Origin of the sequence: Pseudomonas mosselii (genome assembly GCF_003205295.1) — a bacterium.
GTDB lineage: Bacteria > Pseudomonadota > Gammaproteobacteria > Pseudomonadales > Pseudomonadaceae > Aquipseudomonas > Aquipseudomonas mosselii_B.
Window position 1 is genome coordinate 89,181 of sequence record NZ_QJRP01000010.1, and the last position, 20,118, is coordinate 109,298.

Consider the following 20,118-nt stretch of genomic DNA (forward strand, 5'->3'; position numbering starts at 1 on the left):
CCACAGGGTCTCGAACATTCCCGTGGGAGCGGGCTCGCCCCGCGATGAGGCCGAACCTGCTTAACGCAGCTCGAAGCTCTGCTGCTGTACCGCCTGCGAGTCGAGGCCGATCTGCACATTGAACTGGCCAGCCTCGGCAACGTGCTGCAGCTGGCCATTGTAGAACTTCAGGTCCTGCTCACTGATGTCGAAGGTCAAGGTTCGCGCTTCGCCGGCCTTGAGCATGACTTTCTGGAAGTTCTTCAGTTCCTTGACCGGGCGGCTCATCGACGCGCTCTGGTCCTGGATATAAAGCTGCACCACGGTCTCTCCGTCACGCTTGCCGGTGTTTTTCACCGTCACCTTGGCCTGCAGGGTGCCGCCACGCTTGAGTTCCTTCTGCGACAGTGCCAGCCCCGACAGCTCGAAGCTGGTGTAGCTCAGGCCGTAGCCGAACGGGTACAGCGGGCCGTTCGGCTCCTCGAAGTACTGCGAGGTGTAGTTGCCCGGCTTGCCCGGGGTGAACGGCCGGCCAATGCGCATGTGGTTGTAGTACATCGGGATCTGCCCGACCGAGCGCGGGAAGGTGATGGCCAGGCGACCGGACGGGTTGTAGTCGCCGAACAGCACATCGGCGATAGCGTTGCCGCCCTCGGTGCCACTGAACCAGGTCTCGAGGATGGCATCGGCCTGCTCGCGCTCCCAGGCAATCGACAGCGGACGGCCGTTCATCAGCACCAGCACCAGGGGCTTGCCGGTGGCTTTCAGCGCCTTGATCAGGTCGCGTTGCACCGCCGGGATCTCCAGGGTGGTACGGCTCGACGACTCGTGGGACATGCCACGGGACTCGCCGACCACGGCCACCACCACATCCGACTGCCTGGCGGCCTTGACCGCTTCGTCGATCAGCACGGCGGCAGGGCGTGGGTCGTCGACGATTTCCGGGGCGTCGAAGTTGAGGAAGTTCAGGTAGTCGAACATGGCCTTGTCGCCGGTCACGTTCGAACCCTTGGCGTAGACCAGCTTGGCCTTGCCTTCGACGGCGCGACGCAGGCCCTCGCGCACGGTGACCGAGTGTTGGGGTTTACCGTCAGCGGCCCAGCTGCCCATCATGTCGATCGGCGCATCGGCCAGCGGGCCTACCAGGGCGATGGTGCCGGACTTTTTCAGCGGCAGGGTCTGCTCGCGGTTTTCCAGCAGCACCAGGCCACGGCGTGCCACGTCACGAGCGGTGTCACGGTGCAGGCGGTCCTCGGCGTAGTAGTCCTTCAGGTCGGTTTCGGCTTTGGGAATGCGCACATAGGGGTCTTTGAACAGCCCCATGTCGTACTTGGCGCCCAGCACTTCACGCACCGCCTGGTTCAGTTCGGCCTGGCTGACTTCGCCGGACTTCAGCAGCCCCGGCAGCTCCTCGCCGTAAAGCGTGTCGTTCATGCTCATGTCGATGCCGGCCTTGATCGCCAGCTTGGCCGCTTCACGGCCGTCGCGGGCCACGCCATGGCGGATCAGCTCCTGTATGGCACCGTGATCGCTGATGGTCACGCCCTTGAAGCCCCACTCCTTGCGCAGCAGGTCGTTCATCAGCCAGGTGTTGGAGGTGGCCGGCACGCCGTTGATCGAGTTCAGCGCCACCATTACCCCGCCGGCACCGGCGTCGAGCGCGGCGCGGTAGGGCGGCAGGTAGTCGTTGTACATCTTCGGCAGGCTCATATCGACCGTGTTGTAGTCGCGCCCGCCCTCCACCGCGCCGTACAGGGCGAAGTGCTTGACGATGGCCATGATGCTGTCGGGGTTGGCCGGGCTCGAACCCTGGAACGACTTGACCATCACCTGGCCGATCTTCGAGGTCAGGTAGGTGTCTTCGCCGAAGCCTTCGCTGGTACGGCCCCAGCGCGGGTCACGGGCGATGTCGACCATCGGCGCGAAGGTCATGTCCAGCGAGTCGGCGGCGGCCTCGATGGCCGAGGTGCGGCCGACCTTGGCGATGGCGTCCATGTCCCAGGACGAGGCCAGGCCCAGGCCGATCGGGAAGATGGTGCGTTCGCCGTGGATGGTGTCGTAGGCAAAGAACATCGGGATCTTCAGGCGGCTGCGCATGGCCGCGTCCTGCATCGGCCGGTTCTCGGGGGCGGTACGCGAGTTGAAGGTGCCACCGATGCGTCCGGCGGCGATTTCCTCGCGGATCTTCTCGTGGGGCATCTCGGGGCCGATGCTGATCAGGCGCAGTTGGCCGATCTTCTCGGCTTCGGTCATCTGGCCGACCAGATGGTCGATGAACGCCTGCTTGTCTTGCAGGGGCGCGGCGGAGGGGGCGGCAAGGGCCGCCTGACTGGCAAGGCCCATGGCCAGGCCCAGCAAAGACAGTTTCATCATCAATTCCGTTGTCGAGTGATATGCGGCTGGCCGAGACGTTTCGTACGCCTGTTGTTGTCGCGTCCGCTGGCGGTTCTGCGGATCATTCATCCATGATCCGGCGCAGTCGCGGATTATGCCTTATATGAGGCGTTTGTTGAGATACACTCTCGCCCACCCGATTGCCGGGATAACAACGATAAGAACGCTCGAGAGACGATGGCATGACCGAATACGAACAGCGCCAGATCGCCGAAGCGATCGCCCGCGCCGAGCGGCGTACCGATGCGGAGCTGGTGACCGTGCTGGCCCGCCGCGGCGATGACTTCCCCTACCTGCCGTTGCTCTGGGCCGCCCTGCTGGCCTTGCTGATCCCGGGCGCGTTGCACCTGTGGCTGGGTGGTATCGGCGTCAATGGCCTGCTGCTGGCGCAGATGATGACTTTCATCAGCCTGTGCCTGCTGCTGCGCCACCCGCGCGTGGCGGCCTGGGTGGTGCCGTCGCTGCTGCGGCGCAGGCGTGCGTCGGGCCTGGCCCGCCAGCAGTTTCTCGAGCTCAACCTGCAGCGTACCGCCGGTGCCACGGGGGTGCTGATCTTCGTCAGTGAAGCCGAGCGTCATGTCGAGATCCTGGTTGACGAAGGCATCGCGCGGCACCTGCCGGAGCAGGCGCGCGAGGCGATCGTCGCCCGCTTCACCGACCAGGTGCGCCAGGGCCATACCCTGCAGGGCTTCGTCGAGTGCATCGAGGCCTGCGGCGAGCTGCTCAGCGAACATGTGCCGCCCACCCATGCGCGTAACGAGCTGCCCAACCGCCTGGTGATTCTCGACTGATTCGTGGCCTGAACCGATACCTGCTGTCGTGGGGGGCGGGCCAGCCGCTCCCACAGGGGTTCGCGATGGGCTGACATCGACGTAGAATGCCCGGCATTGCGCATCGCGCTCCCCGCATTCCGAGGCACCCGTTCCCATGTCGTCCCCTTCTTCCGCCCCCACCGCGCCGGACGCGCGTGCCCAGTTCCTGAACCTGCTCGCCGACGCCCTGGCCGATGGCAGCCTGAGCAAACTGGTGCTGGCCCGTCATGTCGGCGCCGACCAGACCCTGCAACGGATCATCGCCAAGCCGGTGCAGATCAAGGGCCAGGCTTGCCTGTCGCTGGTCTACCGTCACCAGACCCGCGACATCACTCGCAACCTGGGGCTGGACCCGGCGCAGACGCTGGTGGCCGAACTGCTGCCGGAGAGCTTTCGCAACGCACACCTGTTCACCGCCGCCGGCGAGGTGCAACTGGAGTTCAGCAAGAAGGGCAAGCCGATGCTGCGCCGCCACCTGGCCCAGTCGGCGCCACCCGAGACCGCGGCGGGTGGGCACGACCGCGAGAAGAAGCGCTACCTGGAACTGTCGCGGCCGTTCCTGCGCGACCTGGGGGTGACCGATGGGCAGGGCGCGCTGATCCCGTCGATGTCGCGCAAGTGGAAGCAGATCAACAAGTTCATTGAAGTCTTCGACCATGCCTTGAGCGGCGCGCCGGTGAGTACGGAAAAGGTGCTGAAAGTCGCCGATTTCGGTTCGGGCAAGGGCTACCTGACGTTTGCCATTCACGACTACCTGCGCAATACCCTTGGGCGTGAGGCGCAGGTCACCGGGGTCGAGTTGCGTGCGGACATGGTCGAGCTGTGCAACGCCGCCGCCGCGCGGCTGGAGCATCCGGGCCTGGTGTTCGAATGCGGCGATGTGCGCAGCGTGGTGCCTGAAGCCATCGACGTGATGATCGCCCTGCATGCCTGCGACATCGCCACCGACTATGCCATCCATACCGGCATTCGCTGCAACGCCGCGATCATCATGTGTTCGCCGTGCTGTCACAAGCAGGTTCGTCCGCAACTGCGCAGCCCCGGCCTGTTGCAGCCCATGCTGCAGTACGGGCTGCACCTGGGCCAGCAGGCCGAAATGCTCACCGACAGCCTGCGGGCGCTCTACCTGGAAGCCTGCGGCTACGAGACCAAGGTGTTCGAATTCATTTCGCTCGAACACACCAACAAGAACAAGATGATTCTTGCGGTCAAGCGCCGACAGCCCCAGGACAATGCGGCGCTGCTGGAGAAGATCGCCGAGCTCAAGGCGTTCTATGGGGTACGCGAGCATTGCCTGGAAACCCTGCTGCAGGCGGATGGCCTGATTGCTGGGTGATTTGGCTCGCCTGAACCTACAGCACCTTCCCAGTTTCGGTTAGGCCGTTTCCGGAAGGGCCTTTCCGAGCCTGTTGCAGCGTTCCTGATACCTAGTCTGGCTTGTGGTGACGCCCGTCGGCGTCGAGTGGTTGTCACTTGACAACCATTTTCCCATGCCCATACTGGAGATCAATCGATGGCCCGTCCCCTCCATCCAGTCACGGAAGTCGAGCAGTCCCTGACACACGCTGAGGCGCAGGGCTGGAAAGTCACGGTGCGGGGTGGCCATTGCTGGGGGCGGATTTATTGCCCCAACAACGACCGCGCATGTCGCTGTGGCGAGTTCTGCATCACCAGCGTGTGGAGCACGCCCAGAAATCCGGGCACTTTCGCTCGCCAGTTGCGCCGGGTCGTGGACAACTGCACGTCGATGCGTGGGGTCGTCAATCAGCCAGTGGAGCGAAAGTGATGGAGTACGAATTCACCCTCAAGTACCAATTGCACGACGGCGTGGATGTCGATGCACTGATCGAGCGACTGGGAGAGGCGGGTTGCGATGACGCGGTGGTCGGTAGCGGTCAGCCCGGTCGCCTGGCCCTGTCCTTCGCCCGCGAGGGCAAGACTGCGCGGGAAGCGATGCACAGCGCCCTGGAGAATGTCCGGCAGGTCTTGCCGGAGGCCCGCCTGATCGAAGCCAGTCCGGACCTGGTTGGCCTGACCGATGTGGCGGCGCTGGTGGGGGTGTCCCGACAGAACATGCGCAAGCTCATGCTTACTCATCACCGCACTTTCCCGGCCCCGGTGCATGACGGCAGTCTTTCGCTCTGGCATCTCGCCGACATCCTGGCCTGGATGCAGGCACGGGGTACCCACGCCGTTGCCCAGGCGCTTCACGAACTGGCCGTCGTGGCGATGCACGTAAATGTCGCCAGGGCCCAGGAACGGGTGGCAAGCGGCAGGTGATGCAGTCCGTTGCATCATCGCCCTTGCGCAGGCTCAGAAGAACCGGGTCACGCTGATCTTGGCATTGCGCCCCTGGGTATAGGCGTTCTCGCCCGACAGCTCCGGCCGGATGGCCTTGTTGAACAGGTTGTCCACGGTCAGGTTGACTTCGGTGCCCTTGAGGTAGGGCTGCTGGGGCTTCCAGTTGGCGAACAGGCCGTGAATCTCGTACTTCTCGTTGCCGAAGTTGTCGTAGTAGCGGTCGCCGAGGGCACTGGCCGGACCCTCGAAGTACTTGTCACTGGGCAGGTGGTGGGTGGCGCCGACGAACTGCGCGGTCCAGCCGACGCGGGCGTCCCAGGACGGAATCTTGACTCCCAGGGTGGTGATCCATTTCGGCGCCGGCACATCCTTGGCCCACACGTCGGGGCCCCAAGGGTTGGTGTAGGCGCCCTCATGGCGACCTTCCATCCAGGCGTAGGACACCGCGCCGAACAGGTAGGTGGAGTCGTAGAACGTCTCGATCTCGAAGCCCTTGTACTCCACGTCGCCGATGTTGCGGTAATTGCCCATCAGGCCGCCGCCGCAGGTGTTGGCGATGCTGCCGCCAGTGACCAGTTGCTCCTGGCAGCCGACGCCGGTGGCCTTGAAGATCTCATCGGTGATCTTGTTGCGGAACAAAGTCGTGCGTACCTGGGCGCTGTCGCCCTGAACGAACACGTTGGAGAAATCGCTGATGCTGCCCACGCGCACGCCGGTGATGCGTTCCGGGTCGAGGTTGCGGCTGGTGGATGTGCGGCTTCCCACGCCTTGCACCTCGTACTGCTCATCCAGTACGGGGGCGCGCCAGGTCTTGCTGTAGTCGGCGAACAGCACGGTCTGTTCGGTGGCCTTCCAGAACAGCGACAGGCGTGGCGACCAGCCGCTGTAGGTCTTGTCGCTGTAGTCGTGGCCGGCCGCCGGGTTGTTGTAGTAGGGCGCCTGGTTGGGCTTGCCCTCGTTGGTGACGTGGTCATAGCGCAACGAAGGCGTGATGGTCACGCTGCCCAGGGTGACGGCGTCCTGCAGGTAGTAACCCTGGCTGTCGACTTGGCCGCTGGGCATGAAGTACGGCTGGTAGTGGCCATAGTTGTACTTGGGCACTTCATAGGTCTTGCCGGGCATCCACATCTGTGTGTCGCGGTCATGGCGACGAACCTGCACGCCGGCGGTGAGCGCGTGTTCCAGCGGGCCGGTGAGGAAGGTGCTGGTGTTCTTCACGTCGAGCATGCGGTCCTTGTACTCGGTGTCCATCTTGCGACCACCGGTGGATGGCTGGAAGAACGCCGTGGCTTCACGCTCGTCGGTCTGCTTGGTGTCGGACTCGGAGTATTTCACCTGCAAATCGACCCAGGGATTCTCGATAGGCTGGTACTTGTAGGTGGCCGACCAGGTGGTGTCGATGGTAGTGCGATAGGCCAGGAAGCGTTTGAGAGAGCCCTCGTAGCCGTACTTCCTGATGTCCGCCGCCGAGGGTGGCGCCGGGTAGGCGGTGGCGGCGAAAGTGGTCCAGCGGTCGGTTTCGGAGCGCGAGTAGGAAAGGCCCAGGCTGTGCTCGTCGGTGAAGTGGACGTTGCCCTTGAGCAGCATGCCGTCCAGGTCCAGGGCGCTGTAGGGCACGCGCTTGGGGTTGACCGGCCACTGGTTGTTCGGGTCCGGCAGGTTGTCGGCCATTTTCAGGTTGCCGCCGTCGCGCTTGGTGTAATAGACCAGCCCGTCGAAGCGCCTGTCATCGCTACGGCCGAAAAGCGCCGAGCTGTAGATCTGCTGATGGTCGTTGCTGGCATAGCCATACTTGAGCATGGCGCCACTGTTGCGGTCTTCCTGCAGCAGGTCGCCGGCGTCCTTGGTCTCCATGTTGACGCTGCCGCCGAAACCGCCGTTGCCGGTCTTCACCGAATGTGGGCCTTTCTCCACTTCGATGTGCTTGATCAGTTCCGGCTCGATGAAGATCGTGCCTTGCTGGTAACGCTCGAAGCCGCTCTTGGGCGCGCCATCGAGGGTCATCGGCACGTCCTCGGCGTCGCCCAGGCCCCAGATGTTGATGGTCTGGCCGCCGGGTTTGGCCGAGCCGCCCATGTTCACGCCTGGCAAGGTGGCCAGTACGCTGGGGATGTTGTTCGGCTGGTAGCGGTCGATCTGTTCCTGGTCGAGGGTCGAACGTCCGACGTTGCCGGGTTCCACCTGCTTGCCGTCGCCGACGATGCTCAAGGCGCCGAGCTGGATGCTGTTGTCGGCACTCGGGGCGTCCTCGCGCAGGCGCACCACGTAGGTGTTGCCCATGCGCACGACACTGAAGCGGCTGCCCACCAGCAGGCGACCGATGGCCGCCTCGGCCTCGAAGTCACCCTTGAGTGCCGGTGCCTGGGCGCTGCCGAGCAGGGCCTCGTCGAACAGCAGTTGGACCTTGGCCTGCTGGGCCAGCTGGCTCAGCGAACGGGCCAGCGGTTGCGCCGGCAGGTCGAAGGGTACCGGCGCGGCTTCGGCGGCCAGGCTCATGGCCAGGCACAGGGCGAGCAGGGTGGGTCGGGCAGGCAGGCAGTGCAAAGGACGCAACGCGGACAACATGGATTCCCCCAAACGGCAAAAGGCCGGAAAAAAGCCCGCCATCACGCGGCAGGCGGGGAGGAAGACGCGGCGTTGCGACAAAACCTCACCTGCGAATGATAAAAATTCTCAAATTATTTTTTAGCGTCGTTCGATGCGCAGGCGCCCGTCGGCAAGCAAGGTGGTCTTGACCGGCAACAGTGCGGGCAGGGCATTGAGCAGGGCGTCCGGGTCGTGCACGTCGAGGTTGCCGGACACCTTGTAGCGGCCGAGCGCCGGATCGGCCAGCACCACCGGGTGCTGGCGATACAGGCCGAGCTCGTCGACCAGGCTGGCCAGCTCGCGGTTGCGGAAGCTCACATGGCCTTCGCGCCAGTCGGCGACCTGCTGCTCACCGAGTTCGTGGCGGGTCAGGCTGCCGCGTGCCAGGTCGTAGGTGGCGCCCTGACGGGCACCGAGCAGCACGGGCGGTTGTCGTTCGCCCGGCGTATCGAACGCCACCTGGCCGTGGGCGACCGCCACCACCAGTTCACGCTCGCCACGGCGCAGGTCGAAGCCGGTACCGACCACGCGCACTCGGCCGCTGCCGGCGTCGACGAACAATGGGCGTTCCTTGTCGGGCGCCACCTCGATGTACAACTGGCCGCGGTCGAGGTGAATCAGCCGCCGTTCGGCGCTGAAGTCCAGGCGCAGGCGGGTCTGGGCGTTGACGTAGAGCTGGCTGCCGTCGGGCAGATGCAGGGTCTGCAGGGTCTGGCCGGCGGCGATGCGCTGGCTGAAGGCGGTGCTGCCCGCCCCCAGGTTGCCCGCCAGCACCGCGCAGAGCAGGGCCGCCGCGGTCGCCAGGGCCGGGCGCCAGCGTGGCGCGCGGCGCACCGGCATGGGCACGGGGCGGTTGGCCTGCTTGAGCGCGGCCAGGTCATCCCAGAGCTGTTCGAACTGGCGGTAGGCGCGGGTGTGCTCGGGCGTCTGCATCCACAGGGCGAACGCCTTGCGCTCTTGGCGCGAGGGCTGGTTGCGGTTGCGGCTGAACCAGCTCGCCGCCTGGGCGTCGATCGGGCGCGGGTCGAGCTCGTCGGTGGTGGTCATGGGAACTGCTCCGTGCCGTTGTCACTGTCCAGGCGTTGCTTGCATTGCAGCAGGGCGGCGGCGATGTGCTTCTCGACCATGCTGACGGAAATGTTCATGCGTTCGGCAATCTGGGCCTGGGTCAGGCCTTCGAAACGGTGGAGCATAAGGGCTTCGCGGCGTCGCGGCGAGAGTTCGCTGAGCACCTGGCGCAATTGATTCAGCCGTTGTTGCTGCTGTGCATGGTCCAACGGGTCATTGGCTGGCGGACTCTGCGCCTCGGGCAGGGTGTCGTCGGCCAGCACCGCGTGGCGGACTTTCTGCCGTCGCCAATGGTCGCTCAGCAGGTTGCGGGCCACCTGGAACAGGAACGCGCGCGGCTGCTCCACCTTGGCTCGGTCCCGGTAGCCCAGCCACTGGGCGAACACATCCTGGGTCATGTCCGCGGCATCGCTGGCATTGTCCATGCGCTTGCGCAGGAAATGCAGGATGTCGGCATAGAAACCGTGGGCGACAGGGTCGGGCTTGGGGCGCTGCATGCACGCTTTCCGGGCTGGCGTGGAGGAAAGGGTGCGGATCTTATCGAGAATTATTTACATTTGCAAAGTTGCCGATTCAATGCCGACGGGCGTGGCTGGCTGGTACCGCAATCGCCAGTTCGGCCAGCCCCAAGGGATGACTGGCTGAATCGAAGAAATGCAGGGGAACCTGGTCAAGATCGGCGAAACGGTCGATAAAGTGCTGCTTCTGGTTGATGATCGACGCCTCGCTCAATGGCCGGATAGCGATTGCCAGGTGCTGGGGACGAGCCTGGCGGATGGCCTCGAGCAGGTGCTGGTCGCTGGCGTCCAGATGCTGGCCGAACAGGCATAGGCCACCCTGTTCACGGGCCAGCTGTCCCAGGCTCCACGACAAGTAATCCGACTGGCGGATGGCGCGCAGCTTGTCGTCGCTGCGGCTCTCGTTGACGAACAGCGGCACTTCGCCGGGGATGTTGACGGCGAAGCCTTCGAGCAGCTCGGCCTGTTCCGCGCCGCGCTGGCGGGTGCTGCCATCGGGTAATTTAAGTAGGTGCATGCCGCCATGCAGGTGCAGCACGCGAGTGCCTTCGACCTGGCTGCGGCGCACATCGAAGAAACCCTGCTCGTCGAACAGGCTGGCGAAACCTTGCGCATCCTGGGCCATGGCCCAGGGCAGGATCAGGTCGTAGTTGCTGGTGTAGACGTTGCGGTACTGGCGCAGCGCCTGGTTGATGGCCGTGCGTGTCGCGTCGGGGAACAGCGGCCAGGGCAGGTGCACGGCGCGCACCGCATGGATCAACGCTTCCTTGATTGAGTAGTAGCGGTTCAGCGGCGCGGTGGAGTTGATCGCCAGCGCGGCATTGGCCCGTACCGTGGTGTTCAGGGTGCTGAGCACCGGCTCGAACAGCTCGCTGCCCAGGGCCTTGAACAGCGCCTGGTCGCTCACCCCCAGCGCCTTGTGTCGGACCCGCTGGGCTTGCTCGAACAGCGAAAAGTAGCCAAACGGCTTCCACAGCGCGCGACTGGCGCCGTTGCCCAGCAGCAGGGCGGTGCTGGGATGGCGCTGGTTGAGGTCGGCCCATGCGGGCAGGAGGGCGTCAAGTGTGGGCATTGGGAATCCGTGGGCAGCGGGGAAACGCGGGCGACTTTAGCATGCCATGCCGAGTATGCGAGGCTTGCCATCCTGCGCGATCCATCGTGGACGGCAAAGGCTCGGTTAGAGCCTACCTACTTGTACAAGGAACAGTCGAATGAACAGTAACTCCCTCATATTGAGTATCGGCCTGAGCACGCTGCTGACCACCGCCGTGGCTTGTGCCGCTGATGGCCCGGTGTTGGCCAAGGTGCAGGGCATCCCGCACCCAGCCGTGATCGCCCACCGTGGTGCGTCGTACGATGCCCCTGAGTCCACCACGCCAGCTTATCTGCTGGCCCGTGAGTTGGGCGCCGATTACCTTGAAATGGACCTGCAGCGCACCCGCGATGGCGTACTGGTGGTGGTCCACGACGATGTGCTGGCGCGCACCAGCGACGTCGCCGAACGTTACCCGGCGCGCAAGGCCAGCCCGGTCAGCGCTTTCACCCTGGCCGAGCTCAAGGCGTTGGATGCCGGCAGTTGGTTCAACAAGGCCTATCCCGAGCGTGCCCGGGATGCGTTCAAGGGCCAGCGCATCCTGACCCTGGACGAGGTGATCGACATCGCCGAAGGCAACCCCGAGCGTCACCCCGGCCTGTATATCGAGACCAAGGAACCGGCCCAGTTCCCCGGCATCGAACAGGACCTGAAGAAGCGCCTCGAAGCCCGCGGCTGGCTCGACAAACCGGGCCGGGTGGTGTTGCAGACCTTCGACCGCAACAGCCTCAAGCTGTTGCACGAAGCCATGCCGCAGGTACCGAAGATCCTCTTGCTGTGGGTGGCCAAGGGCAGCATCGAACCGGCCTCCGGGCAGGACTTCGCCGAGTCCGGCGAGCAGGACAAGTCGGCCTTCTACGCTCGCCAGCAGCCCAAGGATCGTGCCGAGTTCGAGCGCTGGCTCGACTACGCCAAGGCCGGCGGCGCGATCGGCACCGGCCCTTCGGCGATCCGTACCCACCTGGGAGAGCAGAGTTATTCCGACCTGATCCAGCCGTGGATGAACCAGGCCAGCCATGCCAAGGGCCTGCTGGTGCACGTGTACACCCTCGACGAGGCGGTGGATTTCGACAAGGCGATGAAAGCCGGCGTCGATGGCATCTTCACCAACCGCGCCGCTGAGCTGATGCGTTTCTACGGCCGGCCGTTGCCGCAGAACGAGGGTCAGTTGCTGCGCAAGCTGGGTTACTGATCGACAAGATGATGCTAGTGTCCTGTCTCGGAAATAAGCTGTTCACTTTTGGCGGCGTCTTGGGCGCCCGGCCGGCGTTGCCACTCCTCGCCATAGCCCTGCTATGACTCGTCGCGGCGCCTTGGCCGAACACCCAAGCCACTCGCCAAAAGAGAACGTATTTCCGAGACAGGACACTAGCGATGGCCGATTGGCATGTGTGAGAATGATAGGGATTCCTATTAACGGCCCTCGCCACATCCGCAATGACCTCCCTTTCCAGCGTTTGGCACGCCCGGCCGGCCCTCAAGGCGGCCGTCGACGATCTGCTCGCCCATTACAGCGATCTGCGCCGCTATCTCTGCGGGCGGCTGCGCAATCCTGACGACGCCGCCGACATCGCCCAGTCCAGCTTCGCCCAGGCCTATGCCCATGCGCTCAACGCACCGGTGATCAATGCCCGGGCCTTGCTGTTCCAGGCGGCGCGTAACCTGTGCATCGACCAGTACCGCCGGCGCAGCACTGAACTGGCGGCGCTGGAAGATTGGTTGGCACGGGCCGATTGGCTCAGCCCCAGCGTGGAAGAGATCATTATCGCGCGCGAACAGTTGCAGCACTTGATCGCCCGCATCGAACGCATGCCCAGGCTGCGTCGTGAGGTGTTCGTCCGCGTGCGCCTGCACGGCCACAGTCATCGAGAGGTGTGCGAGGCCCTGGAGCTGTCGGCCAAGTCGGTCGAGCTGCATATCGCCCGGGCGGTCTTCGACCTGTCCGAGTTGCGCCTGGCGAGCCGTCATGACTGAGCCGTCCGCTCCGCGCAAGGTGCAGCAGGCGCTGGTCTACCTGGCGGCGCTGCAAGGGGACGATCCCGAACGCGTGCGCAAGACTCACGGCCTGGCGCAGCGCTGGCGCGGGCGCAGCGCCGAGCATGAGCGCGCCTGGCTGGAAGCCGAGCAACGCTGGCAGCTGGTTCACCGCCTCGCGCCGCAACTGCGTGGCGCGTTGCAGCCGCACGCCTGCGATACCGGTCGTCGGCGGGTGCTGCGCCAGGGCGGCGCGCTAGCCGTGCTGCTGGCCGCGGGGGGCTGGCTGGGCTGGATGTACAAGCGCACCGTGCCGTTGCGCCAGGACCTGCAGACGGCCCACGCGCAAGCGCCGCAGGCCCTGTCACTGCCGGATGGCAGCCAGTTGCTGGTGGCGGCCGAAAGCAACCTGCGCGTGCGTTTCGATCATGGCCAGCGTCAGGTCCTGCTGCTGCACGGCAACGTGTTCTTCGATGTCGCCCATGAGCTGTGGCGACCGTTTCTGATCAGCACGCGCCTGGGCGTGGTGCAGGTGCTGGGCACCGCCTTCACGGTCAGCGACCGTGGTGACCGTGTCCAGGTGGCGGTGGCCAGGGGGCGGGTCCAGGTGCGCGATCTGCAAGGTGGCGAGCAGGTGCTGCAGGCCGGCGAACGCATCTGCCTGGATGGCCAGGGGCGGTTGGGCAGCTTGCGTGCCGGTGGCCGGTTCGGCCCGGACCTGACGCACTGGCAGCGGGGTTGGTGGTCGTTCACCGACCAGCCGCTGGTCGAGGTGATCGGCGAGCTCAATGCCTATGTCGGGCGGACCGTCCGGGTCGATCCGGGGGTGGCCAACCTGCGCTTGACGGGCAGTTTCCCGAGCGACCGTCCCGAAGTGTTGCTCGAGGCGTTGCCGGGGATCCTGCCGGTCAGGCTGCTGGAGCAGGGTGCGCAGCGCCTGGTCGCGCCGCGCTGAAAGCCTGCGGAATTGTTTTGAGGGGTAAACCGCCGCTGCCGCGTCATCAGCAGTGAACCCACCTCCTGCAAGGACCGATCATGTCGTTTTTCTCCTCCCGCTTCCCCGGCACCCTGCGGCGCCTGGCCCTGGCCTGCGCCCTCGGCGGCAGCGGCTTCGCCCTGGCTGATAGCCAGCCGCTGAACCTCGACCTGCCGGGTCAGTCGCTGGAGGCCACGGTGCATGCCCTGGCCCATGCATCGGGGGTGGCGATCGCCGCCGACAGCCGTGTACTGGCCGGGCGTAGCGCGCCTGCCTTGCAGGGCCGCTACACAGTGCTGCAGGCCCTGCGCCAGCTGCTGGTCGGTAGCGACCTGGTGGCGGTGGAAGAAAACGGCGTGATCATCCTGCGCGGCCCGAGCGACCAGGGTGCCCTGACCCTGGGGGCGACCACGGTCAATGCCTCGGGTTTCAACAGCGACCTGCCGGAAAGCTACAGCGGTGGTCAGGTGGCCCGTGGCGCGCGCATCGGCATGCTGGGCAACCGCGACCTGATGGACACCCCCTTCAGCGTCACCGCCTACACCGCCAAGACCATCGAGAACCAGCAGAGCGGCACGGTCGGCGCGGTGTTGCGCAATGATCCGTCGATCCGCTTCAGCACCGGTGAAGGGCATGCCTACGAAAACTTCATGATCCGTGGCTATGCGCTGGACTCCACCGAGCTGGCGCTGGGTGGCCTCTACGGCTTGGCGCCCGACGGCCATGTGCCGACCGAATTCCTCGAGCGTGTCGAGGTGCTCAAGGGGCCGGGTGCGCTGCTCAATGGCATGGCGCCCAACGGTGGCGTGGGCGGGGTGGTCAACCTGGTGCCCAAACGCGCCGGCGATGCGCCGCTGACCCGCCTGACCACCAGCTACGTGTCCGATGGTTATGTCGCCGAGCACATCGATGTCGGCCGACGTTTTGCCGATGGCCGCTTCGGCATTCGTTTCAATGGCGTCTACGGCAGCGGCGACACGGGTGTCGACGAACAGTCCAAGGACCGTACCCTGGCGGCGCTGGCCCTGGATTACCGTGGCGACGACTTCAAGCTTGAACTGGATGCCTACGAAAACCACGAGAGGCTCGAAAACGGCAGCCCGATGATGGCCGGCTTCAGCGGCCTCAAGCACGTGACCCGCGCACCTAAGCCAGACACCAACATCCTCGAAGGTATCCACGCCCGGCAGATCAGCAAGGCCGTGGTAGTGCGTGGCGAGTACCAGCTCGATGACAGCTGGACCGCCTACGCCAGCGTCGGTGGCGCGCGAACCCGCTACGATGGTTTCCTCAACGGTACGCGTGTGGTGGTGAACAAGGCCGACGGCACGGCCACGGGCGAAACCTACAACCAGGCCGGCTACACCCACAGCCTGTCCACCGAGGCTGGTCTGCGCGGCAACTTCATGACCGGCCCGGTCAGCCACCAGATGGTGCTCAGCACTACCTTGCTGCACCAGGATATCGGCCGTGCGCCAACCGTCACCGGAGCCAAGTACCCCACCAACATCTACCACCCGGGCAAGGCGATCATCGCCGGCGACCACGGCAGCAGCACCAAGACCGGTGACAACACCCTGTCGAGCTTTGCCGTGGCCGATACCCTGGGCTTCCTGGACGAGCGTGTGCTGCTCACCCTGGGGGTTCGCTCCCAGCGCGTGCGGCAGAAGATGAGCAATCCTTCGTACGACGAGCGCAAGCTGACTCCGGCCGTGGGCATCGTGCTCAAGCCCTGGGAAGCGCCGGTGTCGTTGTATGCCAACTACATCGAGGGCCTGACCCAGGGCGGCATGGTCACTGACCAGAAGGCCGCCAACTACGGCGAGCAGTTCGCGCCCTATGTCGCCAAGCAGATGGAGGCCGGGGTGAAGTGGGACCTGGGCGACTTCACCCACACGCTGGCGGTGTTCCAGATCGACAAGCCCAGCATGATCTACGACAAGCCCAGCAATCGCTACAACGATGACGGCGAGCAGCGTAACCGTGGCGTGGAGTGGACGATGTTCGGCGAAGTCGTCCCCAGCGTGCGCCTGCTCGGTGGCGTGACCTACACCCGTGCGGTGCTGAGCAAGACCGCCAATGGCGCCATGGACGGCAACACCGCCCGCGGCGTGCCGGCCTGGTCGGCCAATCTTGGTGCCGAGTGGGACCTGCCCGGGGTCGAGGGCCTGACCTTGACCGCCCTGGGTATCCACAGCAGTTCCCAGTACCTCGATTCCGCCAACCAGCTGAAGATCCCGCAGTGGACCCGCTACGACCTCGGCGCGCGCTACGCGACCAAGGTGCTGAGCAAGGAGGTGACCCTGCGCGCCAGCCTGGAGAACGTCGAGAACCGCGCCTATTGGGCCGGCGTGTTCAACGATGGCTATGCCACCGTCAGTGAACCCCGCACGCTCAAGCTTTCCGCCAGTGTCGACTTCTGAGGTGGGCATGCAGCAATTCAAGCGCTTGAGTGGTGCATGGCTGCTGACTGCAGTCTGCTCGAATGCGGCCCTGGCGGCCGCGCACGCCGATCTCGAGGTTGGAAAACCGGTCGCCGGCCAGGTCGACACAGCGCATCCGCCACTCTGGCAGTTGGCTCTCAAGGCGGGGGACCTGGTGCGTGGTCGGGTCGATGGTGATGTCAGCCTGCGCCTGCTGGATACCGAGGGGCGGCCGTTGCGCCTGCTGATCGACGGCCTGGATCAACCCCGCGAGTTCCTGTTCGTCGCGCCGCAGGATGGCCGCTACGGTGTGCGCGCCGAACCCTTGGCGATCCGCCCGGCGGAACGCTTCAGCCTGAGCCTGGAGCAGGTGCAGCCGGCCAGCGAGCAACGTCGAACTGCTGCGCCCCTGCTCAGCCCGACAATGCGTGCTCTGCAGCAGCAACTGGCGTCTGGTGGAGGCACCGATGCGTTCTGGAAGGCACGTGCGGGCGAAGGGACGCCGCTGGTCGAAGTAATTCCAGGGCAGCCGGACAAGCGGCTGGTCACTTTCCTCTGGCGTGGCGCACGGGACAATGTGCGGATGTTCGGTGCGCCTTCTGGCAATCACGAACCTCTGTCCCGGCTGGGTGCGAGCGATGTCTGGTTCCACAGCTTCGAGGTGCCAGCGGCCACCCGCCTGAGTTACCAGATGGCGCCGGATGTGCCGGTATCCGACGACCGTCGGGTGATCCTCGCCAGCACCCGGCGCGACCCGCTCAACCCCAACACCTTTGCCGACGCCAGCGGCGATGCCTGGTTATCGCGCTCACGCCTGGAGCTTGCGGATGCGGCGCCCCAGCCGTGGGTGGCCGAGCGTGCCGGGGTGGCCCGTGGCAGCCTGGAGCGCAAGCGCCTGGCCAGCGAGGTGCTGGGCAACGAGCGCGATATCTACCTCTACCGCCCGGCGGGCTGGCGCCCGGGCAAGGCTGACCAGGCCTTGCTGGTGCTGTTCGATGCCCATGCCTACACCCGCCAGGTGCCGACCCCGACGATACTCGACAACCTGATGGCCGACGGCCTGATCCCACCCACCGTGGCGCTGATCATCGCCAACCCCAGCAGTGAAAGCCGTGAGCGGGAGTTGCCGCCCAACCCACTGTTCGCCCGGTTCATGGCCGAAGAGCTGATGCCCTGGGCCAGCCGCCAGGGACTGGCGGCGCCGGCTTCGCGCACCGTGGTCGCCGGGTCCAGTTATGGCGGCCTGGCGTCGGCCTACATGGGCCTCACGCACCCGGAATTGTTCGGCAATGTGCTGAGCATGTCCGGTTCCTACTGGTGGCCGATGGCCGGTGACGAGCCTGGCTGGTTGACCCGCGAGTACATCAAGGCGCCGCGCCAGCCGCTGCGGTTCTACCTGCAGGCGGGGCTGTTCGAAGGCCCGAGGATCCTCGATACCAACCGTCATCTGCGCGACGTGCTGCTGGCCAAGGGGTACCGGGTGGAACAGGTGGAGTTTCCTGCCGGCCATGACTACCTGCAGTGGCGCGGGAGCCTGCCCTGTGGGTTGATCAGCTTGCTTGGGCAGGGGACGCAGGCTGTGGCGCGGGCTTGTGTGCCGTAAGCGTTCGGCGATAGATCCTCTGCGCCTATGAGATCGAGCGCCGCCCGCGCGGCGCATCGCGACGCAAGGCCGCTCCTACATTTGTTGCAACGTGCCGAACCTGTCAGGCCATGGTTGCCCGCCTTGGTGCCTGTCTTGAGACAGGTGAAGCGCCAGTAGTGCTCACGCTGAAACCGCGTCGTACCCACAAGGCGGACCCGGTAATAGCACAGGATTGACTGGCCCGAAACAGATGTAGGAGCGGCCTTGCGTCGCGATGCGCCGCGCGGGCGGCGCTCGGTCTTATAGGCGCTGCAAGGCTATCGTCTGGCACCTGGTCGCCTACATGAGGTCAAAAGTTCCTACCCAGGGGTCATTGTTCCCATTTGCGCAGGGTGGCCACCTGCACGTCGATCATCTTGGCAAAGCGTACCAAGGATAGCCCGGTCGCCTTGCGGATGTTCCTGAACTGAAGGGCGTCGATTTCGAACTGGCGGGAGGGGAGGCGTTTGCCATGGATGATCTCATCCATCTGTTCAACGCTTTCCATAAGCTCTTCGAAGTGGTGGCTCATATGGCTACCGTGCTCCTTTTCTGAGATTGATGGTGATCCTCGAAGCGTACTGATCATTACGAGCGCGGTTATGTCATTCCCTTCAGTTAGTGATGTAGTCCCTCTCCCTCAATCCGCCTCTCCCTCTCGCCGAGCCCTGTTGCGCCAAACCCGATACGCCCGAATCCCCGCCCGTACCGAGCCGAACAGCAGCTTCTCTTCCATTTCCCGCGCCATCCCGGAACGCACCAGCATGCGCAGGAAGGTGCCGCGGGCGCGGGCGATGGCGAAGTGGATGCCCTGGGCGGCGAGGGTGTCGCGTACCTCGCGCAGGGCCGCCACGCCGCTGACGTCGATACTGGTCACAGCTTCGGCGTCGAACAGCACCACCTGCGGCTTTTCCACGCCCTGCACGGCTTCGAGCAGGCGCATCTTGAAGTAGTCGGCATTGAAGAACAGGATCGCATCGTCGAAGCGGTACACCACCAGGCCCGGTACGGTGCGGGCGTCCTTGTGCTGGCGCACGTCCACCTGGCCCTCGATGCCCGGCACCCAGCCCAGCACGGCGTCGGTGGGCTGGTAGATGCTGTAGAGCAGGCGCAGGATGGCCAGGGTCACGGCGAACACGATGCCCGGCAACACGCCCAGGCCGAGCACGCCGACCGTGGTCAGCAGGCACAGCCAGAACTCGAAGCGGCTGAGCTTGCGGATGGTCTTGAGCGACTTCACGTCGATCAGCCCCCAGCCGGCCATCAGCAGCACTGCGCCCAGCGCAGCCTGGGGAATCCAGGCCATGGGCGCGGTGAAGAACAGCAGGATCAGGGCGATCACCAGCGCGGCGATGATGCCCACCAGCTGGCTCTTGCCACCGACCATGTCGTTGACCGCGGTGCGCGAATCGGCGCCGCTGATGGCGAAGCCCTGGGATATGCCGGCGGCCAGGTTGCTCACGCCCAGGGCGAGGAACTCGTGGTTGGCGTTGATCGCGTAGCCGTGGCGGGCGGCAAAGCTGCGGGCAGTGAGCATGGCGCTGCAGAAACTGATGGTGGCGATACCCAGGGCGTCGCGCAGCAGGCTCTTGGTTTCCGCCAGGCTGCTCTGCGGCCAGGCCAGTTCCGGGATGCCCGCCGGCACCGGGCCTAGGATCGCTACCCCATAACGGTCAAGGCCGAACAGCCCGGCCAGGGCGGTGAACACTACCACGGTCACCAGTGCCGCCGGCAGTCGCGGGTAGCGTCGCGGCAGCCAGATCAGCAGGCCCAGCCCGGCCAGGCCGATGGCCAGGGTCAACCAGTGGATCTCGCCCAGGCGCTGGAGGAAGTTGATCAGGCTGAGGATGAACCCATCGCCTTCGATCTTGAAACCCACCACCTTCGACAACTGCCCGGCGAGCAGGCTCAGGCCGATGCCGTTGAGGTAGCCGATGAGGATCGGCCGCGAGAAGAAGCTGGCGATGAAACCGGCCCGCGCCACCCCGGCGGCGATCAGCATCACGCCCACCAGCACGGTGACGATCACCGACAGCTCGGCGATGCGGTGCGCATCGCCCATGGCCAGCGGTGCCACGGCCCCGCCGATCATGGCGCAGGTGGCGGCATCCGGGCCGACCATCAGTTGCCGTGAACTGCCGATCAGGGCATAGACCATCATCGGCAGCACGCAGGCGTACAAGCCGTACTGCGGTGGCAGGCCGACGATCTGCGCATAGGCGATGGCAATGGGTATCTGAATGGCGGCCACCGACAGGCCGGCCTGCAGGTCAGCGTGGAACCACTCGCGGCGGTAGTGCAACAGGTTGGCCAGGCCCGGTAGCCAGCGGGAGAGAAACATGCGCAATCCTTTGGAAATGTTTCAGAAAG

Annotated in this window: 15 protein-coding genes and 1 pseudogene; 9 read left to right on the forward strand and 7 right to left on the reverse strand. The window is 65.2% G+C overall.

Annotation, left to right across the window (positions count from 1 at the left end; all coding sequences use genetic code 11):
• Nucleotides 1–60 precede the first annotated feature (60 nt).
• On the reverse strand, nucleotides 61–2,352 hold the full coding sequence (gene bglX / locus DMX06_RS12425) for a beta-glucosidase BglX (protein WP_110737443.1): 2,292 nt from the start codon (nucleotides 2,350–2,352) through the stop codon (nucleotides 61–63).
• 203 nt (nucleotides 2,353–2,555) lie between these two features.
• On the opposite strand from bglX, the gene DMX06_RS12430 reads away from it, so the two are divergent.
• The 4 genes from DMX06_RS12430 (at nucleotide 2,556) to DMX06_RS12445 (ending at nucleotide 5,465) form a co-directional block, all read left to right on the forward strand.
• On the forward strand, nucleotides 2,556–3,164 hold the full coding sequence (locus tag DMX06_RS12430; RefSeq protein ID WP_110737446.1) for a TPM domain-containing protein: 609 nt from the start codon (nucleotides 2,556–2,558) through the stop codon (nucleotides 3,162–3,164).
• A 136-nt stretch (nucleotides 3,165–3,300) separates the two neighbouring features.
• Nucleotides 3,301–4,521 carry a class I SAM-dependent methyltransferase gene (locus tag DMX06_RS12435; protein WP_110737448.1) on the forward strand — a complete coding sequence of 407 codons (1,221 nt, stop codon included), beginning with the start codon at nucleotides 3,301–3,303 and terminating at the stop codon, nucleotides 4,519–4,521.
• Nucleotides 4,522–4,698: 177 nt separating this feature from the next.
• A complete protein-coding gene (locus DMX06_RS26565; protein WP_110737450.1) occupies nucleotides 4,699–4,971 on the forward strand; it encodes a hypothetical protein in 273 nt (90 codons plus the stop codon).
• Entirely contained in the window at nucleotides 4,971–5,465 is a 495-nt protein-coding gene (locus DMX06_RS12445) for a helix-turn-helix transcriptional regulator (RefSeq protein WP_110737453.1), read from the forward strand. The genes DMX06_RS26565 and DMX06_RS12445 overlap by 1 nt, the downstream gene beginning before the upstream one ends.
• A 33-nt stretch (nucleotides 5,466–5,498) precedes the next feature.
• Here the strand turns inward: DMX06_RS12445 and DMX06_RS12450 are convergent, their stop codons facing one another.
• The 4 genes from DMX06_RS12450 to DMX06_RS12465 all read right to left on the reverse strand — a co-directional run bounded on the left by DMX06_RS12450 (nucleotide 5,499) and on the right by DMX06_RS12465 (nucleotide 10,730).
• Nucleotides 5,499–8,051 (reverse strand): TonB-dependent receptor, encoded by a 2,553-nt coding sequence (locus DMX06_RS12450; RefSeq protein ID WP_110737455.1) that lies wholly within the window; start codon nucleotides 8,049–8,051, stop codon nucleotides 5,499–5,501.
• Nucleotides 8,052–8,171: 120 nt separating this feature from the next.
• Nucleotides 8,172–9,119 (reverse strand): FecR family protein, encoded by a 948-nt coding sequence (locus DMX06_RS12455; RefSeq protein ID WP_110737458.1) that lies wholly within the window; start codon nucleotides 9,117–9,119, stop codon nucleotides 8,172–8,174.
• Entirely contained in the window at nucleotides 9,116–9,637 is a 522-nt protein-coding gene (locus DMX06_RS12460; RefSeq protein ID WP_110737460.1) for an RNA polymerase sigma factor, read from the reverse strand. Before DMX06_RS12460 ends, DMX06_RS12455 begins: the two co-directional genes overlap by 4 nt.
• 76 nt (nucleotides 9,638–9,713) lie before the next feature.
• Entirely contained in the window at nucleotides 9,714–10,730 is a 1,017-nt protein-coding gene (locus DMX06_RS12465) for a DUF4917 family protein (protein WP_110737462.1), read from the reverse strand.
• A gap of 139 nt (nucleotides 10,731–10,869) precedes the next feature.
• On the opposite strand from DMX06_RS12465, the gene DMX06_RS12470 reads away from it, so the two are divergent.
• The 5 genes from DMX06_RS12470 (at nucleotide 10,870) to DMX06_RS12490 (ending at nucleotide 17,727) form a co-directional block, all read left to right on the forward strand.
• A complete protein-coding gene (locus DMX06_RS12470) occupies nucleotides 10,870–11,943 on the forward strand; it encodes a glycerophosphodiester phosphodiesterase family protein (protein WP_110737464.1) in 1,074 nt (357 codons plus the stop codon).
• Between the two features lie 245 nt (nucleotides 11,944–12,188).
• Nucleotides 12,189–12,725 (forward strand): RNA polymerase sigma factor, encoded by a 537-nt coding sequence (locus DMX06_RS12475; protein WP_110737466.1) that lies wholly within the window; start codon nucleotides 12,189–12,191, stop codon nucleotides 12,723–12,725.
• Nucleotides 12,718–13,680, forward strand: coding sequence for a FecR family protein (locus DMX06_RS12480; protein WP_110737468.1), 963 nt, complete (start codon nucleotides 12,718–12,720; stop codon nucleotides 13,678–13,680). Before DMX06_RS12475 ends, DMX06_RS12480 begins: the two co-directional genes overlap by 8 nt.
• Before the next feature lie 80 nt (nucleotides 13,681–13,760).
• On the forward strand, nucleotides 13,761–16,124 hold the full coding sequence (locus DMX06_RS12485; protein WP_110737470.1) for a TonB-dependent receptor: 2,364 nt from the start codon (nucleotides 13,761–13,763) through the stop codon (nucleotides 16,122–16,124).
• A 7-nt stretch (nucleotides 16,125–16,131) separates the two neighbouring features.
• On the forward strand, nucleotides 16,132–17,727 hold the full coding sequence (locus DMX06_RS12490; protein WP_110737472.1) for an alpha/beta hydrolase: 1,596 nt from the start codon (nucleotides 16,132–16,134) through the stop codon (nucleotides 17,725–17,727).
• A gap of 355 nt (nucleotides 17,728–18,082) precedes the next feature.
• Here DMX06_RS12490 and DMX06_RS12495 read toward each other — a convergent pair.
• Both DMX06_RS12495 and DMX06_RS12500 read right to left on the reverse strand, forming a co-directional pair.
• Nucleotides 18,083–18,280: pseudogene (locus DMX06_RS12495) on the reverse strand (helix-turn-helix domain-containing protein); the annotation flags it as partial.
• Between the two features lie 108 nt (nucleotides 18,281–18,388).
• Nucleotides 18,389–20,089 (reverse strand): SulP family inorganic anion transporter, encoded by a 1,701-nt coding sequence (locus tag DMX06_RS12500; protein WP_110737473.1) that lies wholly within the window; start codon nucleotides 20,087–20,089, stop codon nucleotides 18,389–18,391.
• Between the last annotated feature and the right edge of the window lie 29 nt (nucleotides 20,090–20,118).